The sequence below is a fragment of the Bifidobacterium favimelis genome, assembly GCF_037963085.1.
GTDB classification, from domain to species: Bacteria; Actinomycetota; Actinomycetes; order Actinomycetales; family Bifidobacteriaceae; genus Bombiscardovia; species Bombiscardovia favimelis.
In genome coordinates, this window is record NZ_JBANDZ010000001.1 from 897,587 (window position 1) to 918,587 (window position 21,001).

16 protein-coding genes and 1 tRNA gene are annotated in these 21,001 nt (G+C 60.4%); 8 read left to right on the forward strand and 9 right to left on the reverse strand.

The genetic code is table 11. The annotated features are described in order from the left end of the window. The first annotated feature begins 87 nt into the window (after positions 1-87). Genes V6584_RS03645 through V6584_RS03660 form a run of 4 tightly spaced genes read left to right on the forward strand, consistent with a single transcriptional unit; the run spans position 88 to position 2,975 of the window. A complete protein-coding gene (locus V6584_RS03645; RefSeq protein ID WP_340469092.1) occupies positions 88-900 on the forward strand; it encodes a hypothetical protein in 813 nt (270 codons plus the stop codon). Next, complete coding sequence (locus tag V6584_RS03650) at positions 890-1,594, forward strand: hypothetical protein (protein ID WP_340469093.1); 705 nt, start codon at positions 890-892, stop codon at positions 1,592-1,594. Before V6584_RS03645 ends, V6584_RS03650 begins: the two co-directional genes overlap by 11 nt. Beyond that, positions 1,548-2,264 (forward strand): hypothetical protein, encoded by a 717-nt coding sequence (locus V6584_RS03655; RefSeq protein WP_340469094.1) that lies wholly within the window; start codon positions 1,548-1,550, stop codon positions 2,262-2,264. Before V6584_RS03650 ends, V6584_RS03655 begins: the two co-directional genes overlap by 47 nt. Before the next feature lie 9 nt (positions 2,265-2,273). Next, the gene (locus tag V6584_RS03660) at positions 2,274-2,975 is read left to right on the forward strand and encodes an ATP-binding cassette domain-containing protein (RefSeq protein ID WP_340469096.1); all 702 of its coding nucleotides are present in this window, start codon (positions 2,274-2,276) and stop codon (positions 2,973-2,975) included. A 281-nt stretch (positions 2,976-3,256) separates the two neighbouring features. Here V6584_RS03660 and V6584_RS03665 read toward each other — a convergent pair. Next, positions 3,257-3,330: transfer RNA gene (locus V6584_RS03665), tRNA-Pro, on the reverse strand. A gap of 84 nt (positions 3,331-3,414) precedes the next feature. Between V6584_RS03665 and aroA the strand changes: the two genes are divergently transcribed. Further along, positions 3,415-4,791, forward strand: coding sequence for a 3-phosphoshikimate 1-carboxyvinyltransferase (aroA, locus tag V6584_RS03670; protein WP_340469098.1), 1,377 nt, complete (start codon positions 3,415-3,417; stop codon positions 4,789-4,791). A gap of 108 nt (positions 4,792-4,899) precedes the next feature. Here aroA and V6584_RS03675 read toward each other — a convergent pair whose 3' ends face one another. From V6584_RS03675 to V6584_RS03685, 3 genes are all read right to left on the reverse strand, one after another. After that, a complete protein-coding gene (locus tag V6584_RS03675; protein WP_340469099.1) occupies positions 4,900-6,126 on the reverse strand; it encodes an acetate/propionate family kinase in 1,227 nt (408 codons plus the stop codon). 231 nt (positions 6,127-6,357) lie between these two features. Then, positions 6,358-8,067: a phosphate acetyltransferase gene (gene pta / locus V6584_RS03680; RefSeq protein ID WP_340469726.1), complete on the reverse strand. Its 1,710-nt coding sequence runs from the start codon at positions 8,065-8,067 to the stop codon at positions 6,358-6,360. A 206-nt stretch (positions 8,068-8,273) separates the two neighbouring features. Then, positions 8,274-10,748 (reverse strand): phosphoketolase, encoded by a 2,475-nt coding sequence (locus tag V6584_RS03685; RefSeq protein WP_340469100.1) that lies wholly within the window; start codon positions 10,746-10,748, stop codon positions 8,274-8,276. Positions 10,749-11,131: 383 nt separating this feature from the next. Here V6584_RS03685 and guaA point away from each other — a divergent pair, with 383 nt between their 5' ends. Then, positions 11,132-12,694 carry a glutamine-hydrolyzing GMP synthase gene (gene guaA, locus V6584_RS03690; protein WP_340469102.1) on the forward strand — a complete coding sequence of 521 codons (1,563 nt, stop codon included), beginning with the start codon at positions 11,132-11,134 and terminating at the stop codon, positions 12,692-12,694. Positions 12,695-13,023: 329 nt separating this feature from the next. On the opposite strand, the gene mcrC is transcribed toward guaA, so the two are convergent. The 4 genes from mcrC to V6584_RS03710 all read right to left on the reverse strand — a co-directional run bounded on the left by mcrC (position 13,024) and on the right by V6584_RS03710 (position 18,424). Then, positions 13,024-14,115 (reverse strand): 5-methylcytosine-specific restriction endonuclease system specificity protein McrC, encoded by a 1,092-nt coding sequence (gene mcrC, locus V6584_RS03695; RefSeq protein ID WP_340469103.1) that lies wholly within the window; start codon positions 14,113-14,115, stop codon positions 13,024-13,026. Then, positions 14,082-16,271 (reverse strand): AAA family ATPase, encoded by a 2,190-nt coding sequence (locus V6584_RS03700; RefSeq protein ID WP_340469104.1) that lies wholly within the window; start codon positions 16,269-16,271, stop codon positions 14,082-14,084. The genes mcrC and V6584_RS03700 overlap by 34 nt, the downstream gene beginning before the upstream one ends. Before the next feature lie 238 nt (positions 16,272-16,509). Next, complete coding sequence (locus V6584_RS03705; protein WP_340469105.1) at positions 16,510-17,463, reverse strand: oxidoreductase; 954 nt, start codon at positions 17,461-17,463, stop codon at positions 16,510-16,512. 7 nt (positions 17,464-17,470) lie between these two features. Then, positions 17,471-18,424, reverse strand: coding sequence for a glycosylasparaginase (locus V6584_RS03710; protein ID WP_340469727.1), 954 nt, complete (start codon positions 18,422-18,424; stop codon positions 17,471-17,473). 168 nt (positions 18,425-18,592) lie between these two features. On the opposite strand from V6584_RS03710, the gene V6584_RS03715 reads away from it, so the two are divergent. Next, positions 18,593-19,645, forward strand: a complete 1,053-nt coding sequence (locus V6584_RS03715) for an alpha-L-fucosidase (protein ID WP_340469107.1) — start codon at positions 18,593-18,595, stop codon at positions 19,643-19,645. 10 nt (positions 19,646-19,655) lie between these two features. On the opposite strand, the gene V6584_RS03720 is transcribed toward V6584_RS03715, so the two are convergent. After that, positions 19,656-20,246, reverse strand: a complete 591-nt coding sequence (locus tag V6584_RS03720) for a xanthine phosphoribosyltransferase (protein ID WP_340469109.1) — start codon at positions 20,244-20,246, stop codon at positions 19,656-19,658. Between the two features lie 279 nt (positions 20,247-20,525). Between V6584_RS03720 and V6584_RS03725 the strand changes: the two genes are divergently transcribed. Next, on the forward strand, positions 20,526-20,855 hold the full coding sequence (locus V6584_RS03725; RefSeq protein WP_340469110.1) for a hypothetical protein: 330 nt from the start codon (positions 20,526-20,528) through the stop codon (positions 20,853-20,855). The last annotated feature ends 146 nt before the right edge of the window (positions 20,856-21,001 follow it).

The following is a 21,001-nucleotide window of genomic DNA, read 5'->3' on the forward strand; positions in this document are numbered from 1 at the left end:
AATGAAATAGTAGGATAAAACAATTCACAAGAGTCTCCTCCAGTTTCCTTGGGGTTCTGATTCGCGATACAAAGGCGTTTGCGTACCATGGGGCTACTGAGAAGACAGCTGAAATCGGCTTTATTGAGTTGGAAGTGGTTGGTCGTCGCCGTGGTGACGGTGATTATTCTTGCCCTGCAGTATAGGACGGCCTTCTTCATGCCATGGGTCTTGCCGCAGCCGAACCCCAACTTCTTCAATTACATGCTCCTTTTCAATTATTTCGGGAGTGGAACCAAGTTGTATTTGTTGATGATTCCGATTCTGGCCTCATTCGTGGGAGGTGATCTGTATTCCAGGGAAAGGGTGAGCGGCCGCCTGAACTCGCTTCTGATGCGTGTGCCCCAGAGGCCCACTCTGCGTATCTCCCTCCTGTCAAGTTTCATCATTGGGGGACTGGCCGGTATTTTCCCCCTCTTTGTCAGCATGGTGATCGCCATCATTCACCGTCCGCACATGTGGTTCGTCGAAGGAGTCCTGAACAGCTACAATTACCCTCTCATTGACGCTGACTCTTGGGTGTATGGCCTGTACAAGTTCAACCAGCTGCTCCTCCTGGCCTTCGCCTATGCGTACATCTATGTCATGGCCGGCCTGATGTCCGCCATGGCCACGGGCGTGACATTCTTCACCCGTATCCCCTATGTCGAGATTCTGGCCCCCTTCGCTTTCGCCTATATACCCTGGACCTTGGTGGGCCTTGCCAGGTGGCCGATTCAAGGTTTGAGTTATTTGAACTTCCTTGATTTCAGAGTTGCAACCCGGCCCCCGAACGAACTCGGCGCCGCTATGACCATCCCTATCCTGTTCCTGATCACCGCTTTGCTGTACGGGAAAAAGGTGCATTCCTATGTCATCTGAACTATCGATAAGGTGGATCAAGACGAACTTCGCCCAGCGAGCGGTCTTCATCGTTTTTCTCGTGCTGTCGATTGCTGGTTCCCTTGTACTTTTCATGACAGGAAGACCGAACTTGTCTGACTCCATAGACCGCTTCCTCGGCGCGCAGGACTTACCTGTCCTGATAGCTCCGGTCCTCTTATGCATGATCTGGTTCGGAGCTTCCCGGCTCAACCATATGGAGTGGATAAGGACCTCCGCACAGGTGGAGTTTCGTTCGAATCTGAAATGGATAGCCCAGTGCACCTTGTTCGTGACACTTTATTACTTTGCCATATGGTTATTGGCCTTCTTCTGCATACCTGGATATGAGTGGCGGGCGAACGTCGTTCAGCTGCCGTCAGTGACCGTGCTCCTGGTCGTTTCAGCGTTTTGCCAGCTTTTCGTCTTCGGTCTTGCCCTCTATCTTCTGGTTAATCTGGGCATTCCCTGGGGCTGGGCGGTTCCACTCATGTTGGTATTCATGACCATGATATGCAACTCCATAGAAACATGGGCGAGACCCTTCGTCGAGGCGGTGTTTTATTTTCTCAAGATCGTTGAGCCTTCCTTCGGAGCAATCATGGTTCAAAAGGTCATTCCTTGCGTCTCAGCGGCGGTGATTCTGGTTGCTGGCAATTGGTGGTTTTATTCGCGTCGTGATCGGCTGGTGTAAGAAGATGCACAAGGGCAACCGCTGGTTATTCTACCTTCGTGATCGCTGGCCATTTCGTCTGGCCATCCTGGTGGTCTATCTGCCCGTCATCGGGCGTTACCTGTTCATGGAAGATCCTCAAACCCGCTTTTTGGGGATGATGCCCACACCCATGGAGAGATCCGTCTCTCCCGTCCCCTTTGACATGGTTTCATTTACTTTCCTGACGGTCGGTCTTCTCGCCGCCCTTGGACAGCCCACCGCTTATCTCCTTGAAGATGATTGGATGGCTTACATACGTAAGCCGAGGGGATGGAATCGATATTTGCGGTATCTTGGTTTTACGGTCGGCTACTGTCTCCTGTTCTCGTTGCCCCAGCTGATCCTTCAGCTGCTTGTCAAGGGTAATGGACATCTGCGGGTGGTCATCGAGGGGTTTGCCTGTGCGACCTGGACCGTCTTCCTGCTCATGCTGGTAGTCTGTATGGCCGCACTTGCGGGAAATGCAGTCGTAGGCTACATGGTCTGCCTGATATTTGCCTTCCTGTATTCCAGTCTTGCTCCGGTTCAAAGCCTTCTCATGAGCCGTGCACCTCTGTCCCTGCCCGTGTGGGCCATTCTGTATGCAATCGTGACCGTGGGTCTGTTCTTCGTTGATTATCGTATGTTCAAGCGTTGTGAAATCCTATAGGAGGTTGACATGTATGTGCAAGTTAGCGGTGTGACCAAGACCATCAAGCACAAACAGGTGCTGGATGAGGCATCCATGTCCTGCGAGAAAGGGAAGGTGTACGGGTTGGTGGGCCCCAATGGCTCAGGCAAGACCATGATGCTCAGGACCATATGCGGGTTCATACACCCAGATGCCGGTACGGTTGAGGTCGGGGGGAAGCCGGTGGTATTCAACGAGAACCTTCCGGTGAGGATGGGGGCCATCATCGAGACGCCGGGGTTCATCGGAAACAAGAGCGCCATGTGGAACCTGGAGTACTTGGCAGGCTTGGACAAGGGCTGGGACCTCAAGGAGACTCTACGGCTTCTGGATATTTTCAACCTCTACAAAAAACGTGAGGACAAGGTCAAGTCGTATTCGCTTGGAATGAGACAGAAGCTGGCTGTGGTGCAGGCGTTGATGGAGCATCAGGAATTGGTGCTTCTGGACGAACCGACCAATGGTCTGGATAAAGCCTCGGTGGGGGTCTTCTTGGATGAGATCGACCGGCAGCGAGAATCGGGGACCACGGTCATCATCGCATCTCATCATGATGATGAAATAACCCAGGTGGCTGATGCCGTCTATACGATCGGAGAGGGCAGAATCGTCGATTGCGTCGAGAGGTCATCCACCGTCAAGGCGTCGAACGGGGAAGATGCTGAAGGGGTCGGAGACTCTGCGGATTAGGTTCTTGAAGGATCAGAGTCAGCGTGACAACAAAGCCGGTGTCGCTCGGCCGGAGGTGATCTGCGGGGCAGCCACTCAGATTGGATGCAAGAACCTCATCCTCTGAGGAAATACAACACTATTCCAATCGGTACAATACACAATCTCATTATCGCCGCTGTGACAATCGCGTCCGCAGAGATGGTTTGCTTATCTGACCCCGTCATCACCTTTGACAACCCGTCATCATCTGGACGGGCAAGTACTCCATCAAGGTGGCATATCGCGATGAAGGGCAACGGTCGGGCTAGCCGGATTTGAACCGGCGACATCCTGCACCCAAAGCAGGCGCGCTACCAAGCTGCGCTATAGCCCGGAGTCCAGGGACCTCCCTGGACACAGAAATTCAATATAGCACAGTGCCTCCACCGCAATCGGACCGGCGGGATACCATGGTTGCATGACTGAAGCATTGTGGAAGGCCCCGACGGCAGTCGGCCCGCTCGACGCCCGGGTGAGGGTTCCCGGCAGCAAGTCCCTGTCCAACCGATATCTGATCCTGGCGGCCATGGGCAGACGGCCGGTCCGGATCGGCGGACTGCTCAGATCGAGGGATACGGACCTCATGATCGGCGCCCTGCGCGAGCTGGGAGTCACCTGCCATGAGGGAGAGGACCCGACCAGGGTGATGATCATCCCCCCTGCGGGTGGTGTCTTCCGAGGAGGCGGGACCGTCACCTGCGGCCTGGCCGGCACCGTCATGCGCTTCGTCCCGGCCCTGGCCATGCTTGCCGACGGGCCCACCCGCTTTGACGGGGACCTGCAGGCCTACGCCCGTCCCATGGCCCCCCTCCTGTCAGGATTGGAGCAGCTTGGGGCCCGGGTGGAATACCTCAGTCGGGAGGGGCGCCTTCCCTTTATCATCCACCCGCCTCAGCGGCTGGGTGGGGGAGAGGTCACGATAGACTCCTCCGCCTCCTCGCAGTTCATATCCGGTCTCCTCCTTCTGGCCTCCCGCCTGGGTGCACCGGTTACAATCCATCATCAGGGGGAGAACCTGCCCAGTCTGCCTCACATCAGGATGACCGTCCATGACCTCACCCTGGCTGGGGTACGGGTGGAGGTGGACGAGGAGGCCCACTCCTGGATGGTGGACGGGACCGGAGCCTCGGAGGACGTTGATGAACCGGACGGACGGCCCGATGGGGTCGGCCCCCAGCTGCCGGATACCGTCCAGGTGGAGCCGGACCTGTCGAACGCGGCCCCCTTCCTCGGTGCCGCGCTCATAGCGAGCGGAAGGGTCGGCATACCGGACTGGCCGGAGAGCACGACCCAACCCGGCGGCCTCCTGCCCTCCTATCTGACCAGGATGGGCGGAGAGGTCGCCTTCACCCGTGATGACCGGGGGCACACCTGCCTGACGGTCACCGGCAGTGGGAAAGTATGTCCACTGGGCGGGTTCGACCTGTCACAGGCAGGGGAGATAGTGCCTTCGATAGCCGCCATCCTGGTCTTCGCGGACGGGCCCAGCCGGTTGAGGGGGATAGGCCATCTGCGCGGACATGAGACCAACCGCCTGAAAGCCCTGGTCACGGAAATCAACAGGGTGGGCGGACGGGCCAGGGAAATGGCCGACGGCATAGAAATCGAGCCCGTCCCCCCAGATCGCCTACACCCCGCTGTAATGAAGACCTATGCAGACCACAGGATGGCCACCTTCGCCGCCATGCTGGGACTGGCCATCCCCGGCGTCCAGGTGGAGGACATCGGGACGACGGCCAAGACCCTGCCCGACTTCCCCGACATGTGGGCAGACATGGTCGCCACAGGCGACTGATCATATGGCAAGGCCCTGGTTCACACGAGTGGGTGTGAACCAGGGCCTTCATGGTGCAGCACGCTTTTCAGCGGCTGGCAACCGGGGCCGGTCTGTGGCCTATAGGGCTCAGGCCTTGAACTTGTTGCCGTAGGAGTCGCCCTGGCTGGCAACGACCTCGGACTGGCGGGCGATGGAGAGCTCCTCGTTGGTGGGGATGACGCAGACGGTCACGGAGCTGTCAGGGGTGGAGATGATCCGGGACTCTTTGGAGCGTTGGTCGTTCTTGGCCTCGTCCAACTTCACGCCGAAGGGTGCCAGCTGCTCGACCACCCGACGGCGGACGATTTCGTCGTTCTCGCCCACGCCGGCGGTGAAGGTGAGGACATCCAGGCCGCCCATCTGCGCGGTGTAGTTGCCGATGTAGCCGACGATCCGGTGGATGTAGATGTCCAGGGCCAGTTTGGCGTCCTCGTTGCCTTCGGCTATCAGGCGATGAACCTCGCGCATGTCGCCGAAGCCGGTCAGACCGGTCATGCCGGACCGCTTGTTGAAGAGGGTGTCCAGCTCGTCCACGCTCATGTGGGCGTTGCGGATCAAGTGGAAGACGACGGCCGGATCGATGTCACCGGTGCGTCCGCCCATGACCAGGCCCTCCAAGGGGGTCAGACCCATCGAGGTCTCGACCGGATGGCCGGAGATTTGGGCGGAGGCGGAGGCCCCGTTGCCGATATGGAGGACGATCTGCCTGAGACCTTCGGCGGGCTTGCCGACCACCTGGGGGACCAGCTGACCCACATACTGGTGGCTGGTTCCATGGGCGCCGTAACGGCGGATGTGGTACTTTTCGGCGATGTCCTTGTTGAGGGCGTAGGTGGAGGCCTTCTTGGGCAGCTCGAAGAAGAATGAGGAGTCGAAGACGAAGACCTGGGGGGTATCGGGCATGAGGTTGCGCATGACTTCGGCTCCCTCGGCCTCGGGACCGTTGTGGAGGGGGGCAAGAACGGCCAGGTTCTTCACCTGGGCCAGGGTCTTGTCGGTCACCAGGGCAGGCTTGGGGAAGATGGCCCCACCCTGGACCACACGGTGTCCGACGGCGATGATGTTGGCCTTGTCAAGGTCGGGGCCATACTCCTTGAAGAAGCCCAGAACCCTTTTCAGACCGGTCTCGTGGTCGTGGATGGGCTCTTCGAGCTCATGCTTCTCGCCCTGGTACTCGTGCTTGTAGTGGCCGTCGACGGGTTCGCCGATCTTCTCGACCAGGCCAGAGGCCAGGCTTTCGCTGGTCTCGAGGTCGACCAGCTGGTACTTGATGGAGCTGGAGCCCGAATTGATGACAAGGACGGTTTTCGCCATTGTGGCATCCTCCTGATATGTTGCCTGAAGCCAATGCTTCTATACCCAGCCAAGGTTACTCGCCGGCCTTTACAAGGTTCTTATTCGCGGCCATTTACCATGTGGTCAGGAGAATGACGGGCCCCGCCCCCTCCGGCGCCTGGGGCGGTTGCCGATGGGGGCGGGGTCTGCCCCCTCCGGTGTCAGGCGACACCGGTCAGGGGACGATTCCGCAGGAGGAAGATGCCGGTGTCAGGACTCTTGGGCCTCGACGGCGGTCAGGGCCACCGTGTTGATGATGTCTTCCACCAGGGCTCCGCGTGAGAGGTCGTTGACCGGCTTGTTCAGTCCCTGGAGGACAGGTCCGATGGCCAGGGCGCCGGAGGTCCTTTGGACGGCCTTGTAGCCGATGTTGCCTGCAGAGAGGTCGGGGAAGACGAACACGTTCACCTGTCCGGCCACCGGATCGCCCTGGGCCTTGGCGGCGGCCACGGTGGGAGACCAGGCGGCGTCGAACTGGACTGGGCCGACAACGGGCAGGTCGGGGTCCTTCTGCCTGACCAGCCCGGTGGCCTCTTCCACCAGGTCCACGTCAGGGCCCTTGCCTGAGCCCAAGGTGGAGTAGGAGAGCATGCCCACCTTGGGGTCGATGCCGAAGGAGCGGGCGGTCTGGGCGGACTGGATTGCTATGTCCGCCAGCTGTTCGGCGTTGGGGTTGAGGTTGATGGCACAGTCTGCGAAGACGGCCACATGGTCGCGGAAGCACATGAGGAAGGCGCCCGACACCAGTGAGGCTCCAGGCCTGGTCTTGATCACCTGGAGGGCGGGACGCACCGTGTTCGCCGTGGAGTTGACCGATCCCGAGACCAAGCCGTCGGCCTTCCCCAGGACGACCAGCATGGTGCCGAAGTATGAAGGGTCCTTGAGCTGCTGACGGGCCTGGTCGGGGGTCATGCCCTTCTTGGCTCGCAGCTGGCAGAGCCTGTCGACCATGGGGGCCAGGAGGGTCTCGTCATCCATGGCCTGGAAGGCGGCCCTGTCCAGGTGCTCCAGGCCCAGCTGGCGACCCCGTTCCAGTATGGCCCCCCTGTCTCCGACGATCAGCAGGTCCACGATACCGCGTTCCAAGAGGTAGTCCGCGGCCTTGATGATGCGGTCTTCGCCCCCCTCGGGAAGGACGATGGTCTTGCGCTCGGACCCGGCCTTAGCCAGGAGGTCGTTCTGGAAGGCGATCGGTGTGGTCACCTCGGGGGCGCCCCCCTGCAGGCAGGCGGCCAATTGGTCGGCATCTACATCACGCTTGAAGAGGCTGTAGGCCTCATCGTGCGACTGTGAGGCCTGCGGGTCGGGGTCGAAGTCGAACCTGGAGACCGTCCATACGGGCAGGTCGTACTCTTTGAAAGCCTCGTGGAGGGGGGCCTTCTGATCCTCCTCGCAGCCCGTGATGAAGACTCCGGCCACACGGCTGCCGCTTCTTTCGACGGACCTGCGGCAGGCCCTCACGGTCTTGACGACCTGTCCGGGCTGGCGGGAGATGGTGCAGACCGCCAGAAGGACCGGGGAGCGCAGATCGGCCGCCAGGTCGGCGTTGAAGGTGAAGATGTCCGGATCGCCGACATTCAGCCTGTCCGTTCCCACGATGACGACCATATCAGGATCGGCCCGCCCGACCAGGGAATCATAGGCGACCAGGGCATCCGCCCTGGCCTGGTCCTTGTCCTCGATGGCGTGGCAGGGACAGGTGGCCACACAGGCCGACCTGTCCAGGTGGGAGCCTGACGCCGCGATCAGGGTGTCCGTCATGGTCTCCTTCTTGCAGGCGGCCGGTCTGAATACGGCGGTCTTCATCCTCTCAGACAGGGACCGGACAACCCCGTAGGCTACGACATTGCGTCCCAGGGCCGCCTCCGGGCTGATGATCATGACATTGACTGCACGACTCACTGTGCTTCTCCTGTTCATAACGCTGCCGGTGACCGCTTCGTTCACCGATTCCGTCTCTCAGTATAGGGGGAGTGGGAGAACTAGGTGCGGGATATGGCTGGGGGGGGGGTGTTCTCATGCAACCCAAGGTTGGGGTGGTCGGGGTGAGGGATGAAAACGGCCCCCGACTTGATGTCGGGGGCCGTCGGACCTACCTGGGGTGATTCACCTCAGGACAGGTTCGCTCACTCGTTGTCGCCAGCGGTGGCCGCGGTGGCGGAGACGTTCTCCTGGCCGGCGCGGTTGGCATCGGGCCAGACCCAGTCGGTGTAGTCCGGGTGGTCGTAGCCGTTGTCCACGGCGAACTGGAAGGCCTCGTCGCGGAACTTGGTCCACTTGTCGATCTGGTCGGCGTACTTGTCGGCATCCACCAGCTTCAGGGCGGAGGCGGCCAGGCACCAACGATCCATGTCGTTGACACGGACCATGTCGTACGGGGTCGTCGTGGAACCCTGCTCCTCGTATCCGTGGACCGAGAAGTTGTCATGGTTCGGGCGGCCGTGGATCAGGCGGTAGATGGAGCCAGGGTAGGCGTGGAAGGCGAAGAGGACGGGCTTGTCCTTGCTGAAGAGCTCGCTGAACTCCTCGTCGGACAGGGCCTGGTCGTTCTCCTCGGCATCCTGGATCTTCAGCAGGTCGACGACGTTGACGAACTGGACCTTCAGGCCCAGCTTCTGCAGCATGTCGTCGGCGGCCAGAGCCTCCTGGGTGGGGATGTCGCCTGCGGTCGCGATCACGACATCGGCATCCTCGGCGTCCTTGGCGTTGGAAGCCCAGTCCCAACGTGCGGCGCCCTTCTCCAGTTCGGCCGCGGCCTCGTCGATGCTCTGATAGGTGGCGGCCGGCTGCTTGCCGGCGAAGATGGCGTTGATGCAGTTGGTGGACTTGTAGCAGCGCTCACCCACGTTCAGCAGCATGTTGGCGTCAGCAGGGAAGTAGATGTTGACGACATGGTCGTTGTTGAAGTTCTTGTTGAGCAGGATGTCGACGAAACCGGGATCCTGGTGGGAGAAGCCGTTGTGGTCCTGGCGCCAGACGTGCGAGGTGACCAGGAGGTTGAGGCCTGCGATGGGCTTGCGCCACGGAATCTCGCGGACCGTCGCCTCCAGCCACTTGGCGTGCTGGTTGATCATGGAGTCGATGACGTGCACGAAGGACTCGTAGGAGCTCCAGATGCCATGGCGGCCGGTGAGCAGGTAGCCCTCCAGGAAGCCTTCCATCTGGTGCTCGGACAGTTGCTCGATCACCTGGCCGGTGTGGGCCATGTGCTCATCCGTCAGCTCGGAGATGTAACCGGCGTCCCACTGCTTGTTGGTGACCTCATAGGCTGCCGCCAGTCGGTTGGAGGCGGTCTCGTCGGGCCCGAAGATGCGGAAGTCGGTGGGGTTCTTGGCCAGGACGTCGCGGGTGTAGTAGCCCAGCACGCGGGTGGCCTCGGTGGCCCCCCAGCCGTGTCCGTGCTTCTTCACGTCGATCTCGTAGTCGTGGATGTCCGGCAGGGCCAGCGGCTTGAGCAGGCGGCCGCCGTTGGCATTGGGGTTCTCGCCTATGCGCAGGTCTCCCTTGGGCATGAAGCTGACGACCTCGGGGCGGATGGAACCCTTCTCGTCGAAGAGCTCTTCCGGCTTGTAGGACTCCAGCCAATTCTTGAGGATCTGGAAGTGGGCCTCGGTGTCGCGGGCGGAAGCCAGCGGCACCTGGTGGGCGCGCCAGGAGCCCTCGGTCTTCTTGCCGTCGATGAACTTGGGGCAGGTCCAACCCTTGGGCGTGCGGAAGATGATCATCGGGTAGAAGGGGCGGGTCATGTCGTCCGTCTGGGCCAGGGCCTTGATCTCGCAGATCTTGGTGAAGACGGTTTCCAGCATGTCGCTGAAACGGCGATGGATGGACAGATGGTCCTCGTCATCGAAGCCGGCCACGAACTCGAAGGGCTCGTATCCCATGCCGTGGAAGAACTCATGGAGCTCTTCGTCGGAGATGCGCGACAGGATGGTCGGGTTGGCGATCTTGTACCCGTTCAGGTGCAGGATCGGCAGGACGATGCCGTCGGTGCGGGGGTTGACCAGCTTGTTGGACTGCCAGCCGGTGGCCAGGGGGCCGGTCTCGGCCTCGCCGTCGCCCACGATGCAGGGGACGAAGAGGCTGGGGTTGTTCATGATGGCGCCATAAGCATGGGAGAGGGCGTAACCCAGCTCGCCGCCCTCGTGGATGGACCCGGGGGTCTCAGGCGCGAAGTGGGAGGGGATGCCGCCCGGGTAGGAGAACTGGCGGAAGAACTTCTGCAGACCAGCCTCGTCGTTGGTGATCTTGGGATAGTACTCGCTGTAGGTGCCGTCCAGGTAGGACTGCGAGGTGCCGGCAGGACCGCCGTGGCCGGGTCCCATGATGATCACCGTGTTCTGCTGGTGGTCGCTGATGAGACGGTTGATGTGGCCGAGCAGGAAGTTCAGGCCAGGGGTGGTGCCCCAGTGGCCCACCAGACGGTGCTTGACATCCTCGCGAGTGAAGGGCTCCTTCATCAGCGGGTTGCTGCGAAGGTAAATCTGGCCGATGGAAAGGTAGTTGGCTGCACGCCAATACTTGTCGACGGCTTCCAGGGTCTCCTCTGAGACCGGAGCGTCGAGCTTGGTCCACGGGGTGCCGATAACGGGATTCGTCATGTGTGCTCCTGCACTGTAGTGCGTTTGTTATTCTATGGGGCAGCGATCCGCGAGGTTGGGCAATCGCGCGGGATCGCATTCCCAATCGCTCTATATGCTACTTTGTAGAGGCGACTTTCTGACCGTTTTCTTTGCCTGCGTGTTCACTCTTGTGAAGAATTGCTCGTGATTTTGTCAGATTCCGTTCCACTGGCCTCGATCCGGCCCCCTTGTCGGAATGAGTGGACATAATGTGTGGTGACATCCAGGCGAAGACCCGGCCTGTTGCGGTATCCCAGGAGACCATGGCAGGCGGGGCAGGGCAGGGGTGCACGTCGGAACTGCATGCATGTGAACATGCGACTACAGGCAACATTCGCATAGGTATATATATAAGGAGTCATATGGCCCAGGGTCCCGTCCTAGTCGTCGATTTCGGCGCGCAGTACGCCCAGCTCATAGCACGCCGTGTCCGTGAGGCGCACGTGTATTCGGAACTTGTCCCGCACTCCATGTCGGTGGACGACATGTTGGCCAAGGACCCCCAGGCCATCATCCTGTCCGGAGGACCCGCCTCGGTGTATGTGGACGGGGCCCCGACCATAGATGCCAGGATCTTCGAAGCCGGCGTGCCCGTGCTGGGTATCTGCTACGGGTTCCAGGTCATGGCGCACGAGCTAGGCGGCCGGGTGGACAAGGCCGCGCTGGGGGAGTACGGAAAGACCGAGGCGATCATCGACGATGCCCATGGCCTGCTGGAGGGTTCCCCCGCCACACAGAGCGTGTGGATGAGTCACGGGGTGGCCGTGATAGAAGCACCCGAGGGCTTCCAGGCGCTCGCCCACACCGAAGGGGCCCCCGTGGCGGCCATGCAGGACCCCGTCCGCAAGCTGTACGGCGTCCAATGGCACCCCGAGGTGACAAACACCCCACTGGGCCAAGAGCTCATCGACAACTTCCTTCACCGCTGCGCCGGCCTGCCCGCGTCGTGGACGGCCTCCGACATCATCGACCAGCAGGTCGAGGCCATCCGCAAGACCGTCGGCCCCCACCAGGTCATCTGCGGCCTGTCGGGAGGGGTGGACTCCGCCGTCGCCGCAGCCCTGGTCCACAGGGCCGTCGGAGACCAGCTGACCTGCGTCTTCGTCGACCACGGCCTCCTGCGCAAGGGGGAGGTCGAACAGGTCAAGCACGACTTCGTCCAGGCCACCGGCATCAAATTGATAGCGATCGACGCCTCACAGGACTTCCTCACCGCGCTCAAGGGGGTCACGGAGCCCGAACGCAAGAGGAAGATCATCGGCGAGAAGTTCATCCGCACATTCGAAAAGGCGGCCAGGCAGGTAGTGGCCCAGGCCGGCGAGAAGGGGGAGGAGGTCCGCTTCCTGGTGCAGGGCACCCTCTACCCGGATGTGGTCGAATCCGGCGGCGGAGACGGTGCTGCCAACATCAAGTCCCACCACAATGTGGGAGGTCTGCCGGCCGATTTGGGCTTCACACTGGTCGAACCCTTGCGAACCCTCTTCAAGGACGAGGTGCGGGCCATCGGCACCGAGTTGGGTCTGCCCGACGAGATCGTCTGGCGGCAGCCCTTCCCCGGCCCCGGCCTGGGAATCCGCATCATCGGGGAAATCACCCAGGCCAGGCTGGACCTCCTGCGCGAGGCAGATGCCATCGCCAGGGAGGAACTGACCAAGGCCGGTCTGGATCGCGACATCTGGCAGTGCCCGGTCGTCCTCCTGGCCGACGTCCACTCGGTCGGCGTCCAAGGGGACGAGAGGACCTACGGATCGCCCATCGTCCTCAGGCCTGTCAGCTCGGAGGACGCCATGACGGCCGACTGGTCCCGCCTGCCCTATGATGTCCTGTCCGCGATATCAACGAGGATCACGAACGAGTGCCGCGGGGTCAACCGGGTGGTCCTGGACGTGACCTCCAAGCCGCCGGCCACCATCGAGTGGGAGTGAGTCCGGCCGGGCGCCTGTATGTGAGCGTCTGACCCCCGGCACTGGTCGATGCGACGATTAGAATGACATGATGAATCCCACCGGGGTTTTCCCGGAGGGGGAGCGGTGCAAGAGTCCCGGAACCCGAAAGTTCCGGGACTCATTTCATACACGATGACTTGGGCGGCAACGTGATGGATGCCTGGCATGGCAAGGACCGCGTTGAGAAGCCAAGGGAACGCAATGGGTGCTGATGCCCGACCCTTGACGAAGGGTGCTTCATTGCATAATCCGTTTGCGAGCGCATTCAGGATGCTGTCTCCCTGGCTGTCTTGTCCGCATTGCCGCTTTCATGTGCTTATGACCTTCGTGCTGGTTATGAAGTGGTCTTCGACGATGTCGTCAAGCTGGTTGCGGATGACATGGAAGGGTTGCCCCAGGTCAAGGGTCTTCACGCTGATCTGGTTACCGCTCATCTGGTAGACACCATCGGGATGTGCCTCCTCGTCTGTCAAGGCGTAGAGGAGCATGCCCGAGACGACGTGAGGCTTACGCTCCCTCTCAAGTTCAGCTTCCTTGTTCTTCACGTAGGTGAAGATCTGATACAGGTTGGAGGAGTGCACACTGTGCCTGTCGAAGTGTACCTGCGTCGTGTGCGAGTAATACTTCGCGTCGATGATGAGGACGGTGCCGCCCCTCGTCAGTGTGATGTCGCTCCTCATGGAGGGCAGCATGTCCTCGAACCCGTCATCAAGCGCCCATTTGATGTTTGGAGCCCCGGCCTTCAGCTCGGGATGTTCTCGTTTGTAGTACCCGAGGATGAACTTCTCGTACAGGTGATACATTCGCTGGTCGTCGAAGAAGTCCATCATGCGGGTGGTCCCATCGGACTGCGTCTGCAGCAGGCCTTCAACCACAAGCCAACATACGTTCATCAGCATGCGATAGGTCTGGTTGTTGCGATCGAACCGCATGTGCCAGTCAACGGTTTCAATGTCGATGTCGCTCACGTCCGAAAAGTACACAAGCAGCTGCCTGAGCCCCTTTTTGCGGGCCTTGGCGATGTCCGAGCCTATGAGGACCTTGATGGTCGCTTTAAGGATTTGGTTCATGGGTGTGTCCACACTGAATTCGTCGTAGTCGCACACCAGCTGCCTTCGCAACAGCGCGCTCGTTTTGACCGATTCCGAGAGTTCGATTTTGCCTCGCGGGGAGGAGAGCGCCTCTGTACGGTCCACATAGGCCCGTCCCAGGCCGCGTTTGAGTTGTGTTTTCACTCCCTGTTCCAGTATCGCTGCACAAAGTTCGGCGGTATTTGTGAACTCTTCGGTGGCGACATCTCTGTAACCCTGTTCGCGCAGTACCTGGAAGGCATATGCGAGCATGTAGTAGATGTTCTGTATGCGGATCATTTGATGGACCTGCGCAACTTGTCGGCCCATTCATTCGACTTGGAAGGATTATCGAACCAGTACTCACGCAACATCGGGACCAGCTCATACTCCACGATGGAGGAGAGCTTGGCGTCGGTGACGTCCTCGGCGTCCATGCCGCAGAAGTAGCTGTGGCCGATGCAGAATCCCCTCCCCAAAGTTTCATCCTGTGCGATTGCCTCGTTCAGACTGACCACGCACTCGATAAGTCTGTTGAGTTTTGCGCTCTTCAGACCATTGCGGTAAGAGACGAATCCCGCAGAGTCAAAAGCCGGGAGCAGGTCGAAGAAGGCAAAACGACGGCGCAAGGCATAGTCGAGCATGGCGAGCGAACGGTCGGCAGTGTTCATCATCCCGATGATATACAGGTTGCTCGGTACATAAAAGAGCTCATGAGAATAGAGCAGCTGCAGCTTGTTCTTGGGTCCGCGCTTGTCGTTTTCGATGAGCATGAACAACTCTCCGAAGATCTTCGAGAGGTTGCCGCGGTTGATTTCATCGATGATGAAGAAGTAGTCCTTGTCCGAATCGTTTTGAGCCCTCTTGCAGAATGTGTAGAAGCTGCCCTTCACCAGTTTGAATCCGTCGGCAGAAGGCCGGAAACCCTCGATGAAGTCCTCGTAGCTGTAACTCTGATGGAATTGCACCATCGTCACGCGCTCTGGATCTTTCACCCCTGCCATCGAGTAGGCCAGCCTCTTGGCCGCGAACGTCTTACCTACGCCCGGGGCTCCCTGTAGGATGATGTTCTTCTTTGAGCGCAGAACGCCGGCGAGATCATCGTAGGTTGCTTCGTCCATGTATACCTCGGAGAGGAAATCTTCGGGACTGTACGGGGGGTAATCGACCGGTTGCTCCCCGGTCTCCGTTTCTCCACCTGCATCGTCGAAGAAGGCGCATAGCTCATTCACGAGGGTTGTATAGTCGGTCACTTCCGCAAGGACACTTTCGGCAGGCTTGTCATCGATATGCCAGTCGCCCTTGTGTGTCCACTTCACATGGCGGAGGTGAGGGTAGTATCCGCCCTTCTCGTCGTATTCGTAGTCGTCCTCGACGATGCCGCGGCCCAATAACTCGCCGCGTCCCCGCATTGCGAAGACCACATCTCCGGGCTTCACGTCATGGGCGAACTGCCACAGGGCGAGTGCAGGTTTCTTTTGTGATGTCTTGTCGCTGTATTGGGCAAGAAGGGCGCGCCGAATGTCATCCTTGCTGGCGTAGTCGTTCAGATTTTCAAGTTTGCCCCAGCCCAGACGCATCGTTCCACTTTCGAAGAATTCGTCCCATTTTTCCCCGCCTTCACCTGGAGAGTAGAGCCAGTAGTGCACGGTCTCAATGTCGGCATCACCGAGGGAGTTGTCCTGTGAGGCCTTCTCACGCTCCTTCTCCCGTTCCTTGTTCTGCTGATTGACCTTTTGCGATGTCAGCCAAGCACAGGCCGAAAGTTCCGGGAAAGTCCTGTACCTGTATGCCCCTGTGTTCATTGCTTCGAGTATTTGGCTGCAAAGAGCCAGGTACTCCGCCGCCTCGGGTACGGCTTTCAGCGATCTGATCTCGTTGTTTATGTTCTGGGGCATGTTCCCGGGCAACCCGAGGAACCAGCGGTTACGCGAATCAAGGTTGGCAAACACATTGGGGCGGATCCAGTACAGTCCCATGGTCATCTTCCAACTGATGCTGAACTGGTGGAGGACCGCATCATAGGCAGAGATGAATCCGGTCTCTGTCGCTTCGTGCGGATTGTCGGCATAGGCTAGGGCAGCCTCAAAGACGGTCCACAAGCGGTCGATGTCCCCCTCCTTTCGACGGGGATGGCCGGAGAAAGCATAGAAGGTTGCGTTGAGGTTGTTGAGCGTGGGTATGCCGACGAAGGCTTCCGGCAGGGGGGCTGCAAGATGGAACTCATTGGCAAGGCCGGCGGCCACCTTTTTCCTGTTGACGTCGCTGAGTCCCTTATTGAAGAGGCCGAAGACCGTAAAGGGGTCGATGTCTGCAGGCACCTCGTAGGTATCCAACTTAGGTAGCGTCAGGTTCTCAGCGGCGAAAACCTTCTGCAGACGATCGATCAATTCCTTCCTATCGTCTCTGAAATCCAGTAACCTGTCAGCCAGCTCCTCATAGAAGTCCATCCAAGTGCATCGGATATCGGTTATTGCAGTTTCCATGTTCGCACCTTTCTTAAGTACTCAAGACCGGTCACCTGAGGGTGGTCGTCAACTGTTGACGTCTCCCGGTTTCCCCTCGAGTCAAGATTATAATTGCCGTCATGCGACCACACACAAGGGGTTTCCGCTTCTCGGTCCCGTTCCTTTCGGGTTTCAGAGGGATGAACAGTTCATCGGGAGGTTTCATGTGGTGCGGAATGCAAGACAAGGGATAATGAACCCTGCGTCGGCAGAAGGCTCACAGGCGGGCGGTCCTTTCCGGCAGATTGGGGATTGACCGGATGACTGACGCCAGATCGGCCACCCATTGGTCGGAGGCGTGGACCATGAGCCAGTCGAAGGCCCTGTCCGGCAGAAGGGCATGGAGGGCGACCAGGGGTCTGGCTCCCATCCCCACCAGATAGCGGGTTTTGGGCCTTGCCGACCGGATCGCTTTGACCATGGTCCGGGCGATCAGGCCCGGGTCGGAGACCAGGGCGCTCCCGTAGAGTCTGCGCAGTCCTTCGGCCGCCTTTCGGGACTGGGCAGCGTAGGGGCCCCGTCCGGCCGACTCTTCCAGGTGCCTGGCCGCGATGGGCCCCCAGTCGGTCTTGATGCAACCGGGTTCCACCAGGACCACGTCGATGCCGAAAGGGGCCGTTTCCATCCTCAGGGCATCGCTGAAGGCCTCCAGGGCGTACTTGGTGGCGTGGTACCAGGCCCCCATGTAGGTGGTCATCCTGCCGGCCATGGAGGACACGTTGATGATCCTTCCCTTCCCCCTCCTCCTCATCGTGGGGAGGACCAGCTGGGTCAGCCGGGCCAGGCCGAAGAGATTGACCTCGAACTGATGCCTGACCTCCTCAAGGGGGACGTCCTCCACGGCCCCATAGGAACCGTAACCGGCATCGTTGATGAGGACGTCGATCCTGCCTTCACGGGCCAGGACGGAAGAAACGGCTTTCTGGAGCGTCCCCTCATCGGTCATGTCCATGACCAGGGGATGTACCCCGCACCCTGCCAGCTCTTCAAGCGCCGCCTTCCTGCGGCCGGCACCGTATACATGGTGGCCCATTCCGGCCAGGAGGCGGGCTGTCCTGCCTCCTATGCCGCCCGTGGCACCGGTGATCAGGACGACGGCCCCGGCCTGGCTCCGGCCCTTTTCCGCCAGGTGGTCGGTGCCGACGCGAGGGCCAGCCTTGAGATCATTCATGTCCGGGTCACTCATCTGAATCACTCCGTACCGTTTGGAATCTCGTCCCGCCCTGCCCGTCCGGGGCCGCCGAGAAGACGGATGCGGGGCGGTCCGGTTCTGCCAGGCAGAAGGTGAAGTCCACGTTGGTGGCCACGCCGAACCGGCCGACCGGGTCGATGGCGATCAGGGATATCTCGCCCACCTTCCCGTAACGCCTTCTGAGCGTCTCCACAAAGGGGTAGACGGCCCGGTCGCAGGCCTCCTGCGGATCGGCTCCCTCACGCATCCTGCGGACGATTTCGTAGGAGAGACAGCCCTTCATGATGTCCTCGCCAAGGCCCGTGGCGGCGGCGGCCCCTGCCTGGCTGTCGGCGTAAAAGCCTGACCCCGGCAGGGGAGAGTCGCCCACACGACCGGGATCCTTCATGAACAGGCCAGAGGTCGAAGTGGCGGCCGCCATTGAACCGGCTCCATCCAGGGCCAGGGCGCCGACCGTGTCATGCCCGTCATAGGGGGCCGCCGCACCTCCCTCGGTCCCTTTCAGACGATCCTGCCAGGTGTTACGGGCCCGGTCGGTCAGCATGTCCGCCATCTCGAAGCCGCCGTCCCGGGCGTACCTGCCGGCCCCATCACCGACCAGGAAACTGTTGGCATGCCTTGCGCTGAGGGACCTGGCCACACTGACGGGATGGCGGACCTGCCGTATGCCGGCGACTGCCCCCTGGGCCAGGGAGTCGCCGTCCATGTAAGCGGCATCCAACTCGACCACCCCCTCCCGGTTGGGCAGGCCCCCATAACCCACGGAGGTGTATTCGGGACAGGCTTCCACCTGTCTGATCAGGGCCTCCACGGCATCCCCGGCACCGCCGCCCCCGTTGAGGATCTCCCCGGCCTGAGCCGTGCCCGAAAGGGCCATCTGCCATGTCGCTATGACCCCCCAGGTCCTGGTGTCTTTCAGACCGGGATTTCCTGTCTCCATTGCCACGGCTCCGCCGCCCTTCGATTGGTCCCTGATTTCCCTCCCCATCAGTATCCCGCCTTGGGCAGGTGGTTGGCAAGCAGGTCGGCAGGTCTGGAGACGGTTCCTGTTACCATCTTCCTGTATGCGCTGACGCGAGGCAGTGGAGCCGATTGAAGGGGAGCAAAGATGACCGCAGGAAACGTCGAATGGTTCCGTCAGGCCAAATACGGGATGATGATTCATTGGGGGCTCTATTCGCTTTTGGCCGGTGAATACCGGGGGCGCCACTGCGACCCCTATGCCGAGTGGATCCAGTCGGCCATGCGCATACCGAACAGGGAGTACGAGAAGCTGGCCGGGGCCTTCAACCCCATCGCCTTCGACCCTGATGACCTGGTCGACCTGGCCAGGCGTTGCGGGATGCAGTATCTGGTGGTCACGGCCAAGCACCATGACGGATTCGCCATGTACCACTCTCAGGTGGACTCTTACAACGTCGTCGATGCCACCCCCTTCCACCGGGATGTGGTGGGGGAGCTCTCCCAGGCCTGCCGGAGGGCCGGTCTCAAGTTCGGCATCTATTACTCTCAGGATCTGGACTGGCACGAACCGGACGGGGGCGGCTATCTTTCCAATGATGTGGAGACGGCCGGAACCACCTGGGACAACAGCTGGGATTTCACAGGCAACAAGTCATATGACAGGGTCTTCGAGAGCAAGATCATCCCGCAAATCGAGGAGATCATGAGCGGTTACGGCGACATAGCCCTGGCCTGGTTCGACATGCCGATGACACTCAGTCAGAATCAGAGTCAGACCATCTACGAGACCGTCAAGCGGCTCCAGCCGGACTGCCTGATCAACTCCCGCCTGGGAAACGGACGGTACGACTATGTGAGTCTGGGTGACAATGAGATTCCCGCCGGGCAGGAGGTCCGGCAGGGAGAGCGTATGGGGGCTGACGAAGGGAAGGAATCCCGGGAGGTCGACTACAACGGCGTGAACGGTTTCAAGCCCTCACCCCTGGGTCTGTACGAGTCCGCGGGGACCATCAACGACAGTTGGGGGTTCTCCTACCATGACCAGGACTGGAAGAACCCGCAGACGATTCATGACTACAAGACCAGACTCAACGGCATGGGGATCAACTACCTGCTCAACATCGGTCCCGACCCCCTGGGCAGGGTCCCCGTGGCGGCGCGGGACATCCTGTTGGAGGCCAGGCGGCTGGAAGGCTGACTCCCGCCGATCAGCCCTCCCTGCTTCCGAAGGTGATTTCGCCGGTGCTGGCGTCCATGGCCTCGACGATGGCCAGGGACTGCACATCGTACCCCTCGGCCCTGAGAGTCCTGCCGCCCTCCTGGAACCCCTTCTCGACCGCGATGCCGATTCCCTCGATTACGGCCTGGGCGTGATGGCAGATGTCGATCAGGCCGTGCAGTGCGTTCCCCTTGGCCAGGAAGTCGTCTATCAGCAGGACATGGTCACCCTGGCTGAGGAAGCGTTTGGCCACGATTACCGGGTACTCCCTCTGCTTGGTGTAGGAGTAAATGCTCGAGACGTATTGGTCCCCGTCCAGGTTGATCGACTGGGTCTTCTTGGCAAAGACCACCGGGACATTGCCGAAGTGTCTCGCCGCAACACAGGCTATGCCGATGCCCGAGGCCTCGATGGTCAGAATCTTGTCGATCCGCTTGCCGGAGAAGAGCCTGGCCCACTCCTGTCCCATCCTGTCGAACAGGGCCACATCGCACTGGTGGTTGAGAAAGGCATCCACCTTGAGCACATTGCCGGGTTTGACCGTGCCGTCACGACGTATCCTGTCCTCGAGTTCCTTCATTGCCGTCCTTCGTATGGTGCCTGTGTGCGGCCGGCAGTGCAAGGGCCTGTCGGCGGTCAGCCCGTCGGCGACCTCATACGTTGCCGGATGTTGGCTACCAAGATACAGGCCCAGCATGACCTAACGGCCGTTCCGTTCCTTCTGCCCCTTGGCCGTCCCCGATGGCCTGGGCGTGTACAAGCTTCCAATGCCGGGATTTCATGTCCTGCCTTGTTACAGTGAAATTTGAGCCGAAAGGTGGGCGCATCACACTGTTGCGCCACGAATAAGGAGGATCATATGGGGATTTGGGATGATGCGAAGGATGCCATGAAGTCCGCAGGCGAGAAGATTTCCGATGCCGCCGGTGACATGAAGGATGCAGTCGTCGACAAGGCAGGTGACCTCAAGGACGCTGCCCAGGACAAGGCCAGCGATGCCAAGGACGCCGCCCAGGACAAGGCCAGCGATGCCAAGGATGCCGCCCAGGACAAGTTGGGCGATGCCAAGGACGCCGCTTCGGACAAGGTCGATCAGGCCAAGGCCGATGCCAACGTCGGAAAGGCCAAGGCGGAACAGGGCGCCACGGAAGCTTTCAACAACGCCAAGGATCAGATGCGCAACAACTGATCCGGACCCGTTCCGAATGGGACTTCGCTGGTCATGCCCCGGGCCGCCAATGGCGGATTTCCGGGGCATGACCATGTCAGCCCATCTGTTTGGCGCCCGGAGCGGATGCCCCTCGTCTGTGGTACAAATAGGTACTCGGTGTGTGG

Bases quoted from the DNA above. Each gene is read 5' to 3' on its own strand.
- V6584_RS03645 (WP_340469092.1), top strand. From the start codon at position 88: ATGGGGCTACTGAGAAGACAGCTGAAATCGGCTTTATTGAGTTGGAAG.
- V6584_RS03650 (WP_340469093.1), top strand. From the start codon at position 890: ATGTCATCTGAACTATCGATAAGGTGGATCAAGACGAACTTCGCCCAG.
- V6584_RS03660 (WP_340469096.1), top strand. From the start codon at position 2,274: ATGTATGTGCAAGTTAGCGGTGTGACCAAGACCATCAAGCACAAACAG.
- aroA (WP_340469098.1), top strand. From the start codon at position 3,415: ATGACTGAAGCATTGTGGAAGGCCCCGACGGCAGTCGGCCCGCTCGAC.
- V6584_RS03675 (WP_340469099.1), bottom strand. From the start codon at position 6,126: ATGGCGAAAACCGTCCTTGTCATCAATTCGGGCTCCAGCTCCATCAAG.
- pta (WP_340469726.1), bottom strand. From the start codon at position 8,067: ATGAACAGGAGAAGCACAGTGAGTCGTGCAGTCAATGTCATGATCATC.
- V6584_RS03685 (WP_340469100.1), bottom strand. From the start codon at position 10,748: ATGACGAATCCCGTTATCGGCACCCCGTGGACCAAGCTCGACGCTCCG.
- guaA (WP_340469102.1), top strand. From the start codon at position 11,132: ATGGCCCAGGGTCCCGTCCTAGTCGTCGATTTCGGCGCGCAGTACGCC.
- mcrC (WP_340469103.1), bottom strand. From the start codon at position 14,115: ATGGGCCGACAAGTTGCGCAGGTCCATCAAATGATCCGCATACAGAAC.
- V6584_RS03700 (WP_340469104.1), bottom strand. From the start codon at position 16,271: ATGGAAACTGCAATAACCGATATCCGATGCACTTGGATGGACTTCTAT.
- V6584_RS03705 (WP_340469105.1), bottom strand. From the start codon at position 17,463: ATGAATGATCTCAAGGCTGGCCCTCGCGTCGGCACCGACCACCTGGCG.
- V6584_RS03710 (WP_340469727.1), bottom strand. From the start codon at position 18,424: ATGGAGACAGGAAATCCCGGTCTGAAAGACACCAGGACCTGGGGGGTC.
- V6584_RS03715 (WP_340469107.1), top strand. From the start codon at position 18,593: ATGACCGCAGGAAACGTCGAATGGTTCCGTCAGGCCAAATACGGGATG.
- V6584_RS03720 (WP_340469109.1), bottom strand. From the start codon at position 20,246: ATGAAGGAACTCGAGGACAGGATACGTCGTGACGGCACGGTCAAACCC.
- V6584_RS03725 (WP_340469110.1), top strand. From the start codon at position 20,526: ATGGGGATTTGGGATGATGCGAAGGATGCCATGAAGTCCGCAGGCGAG.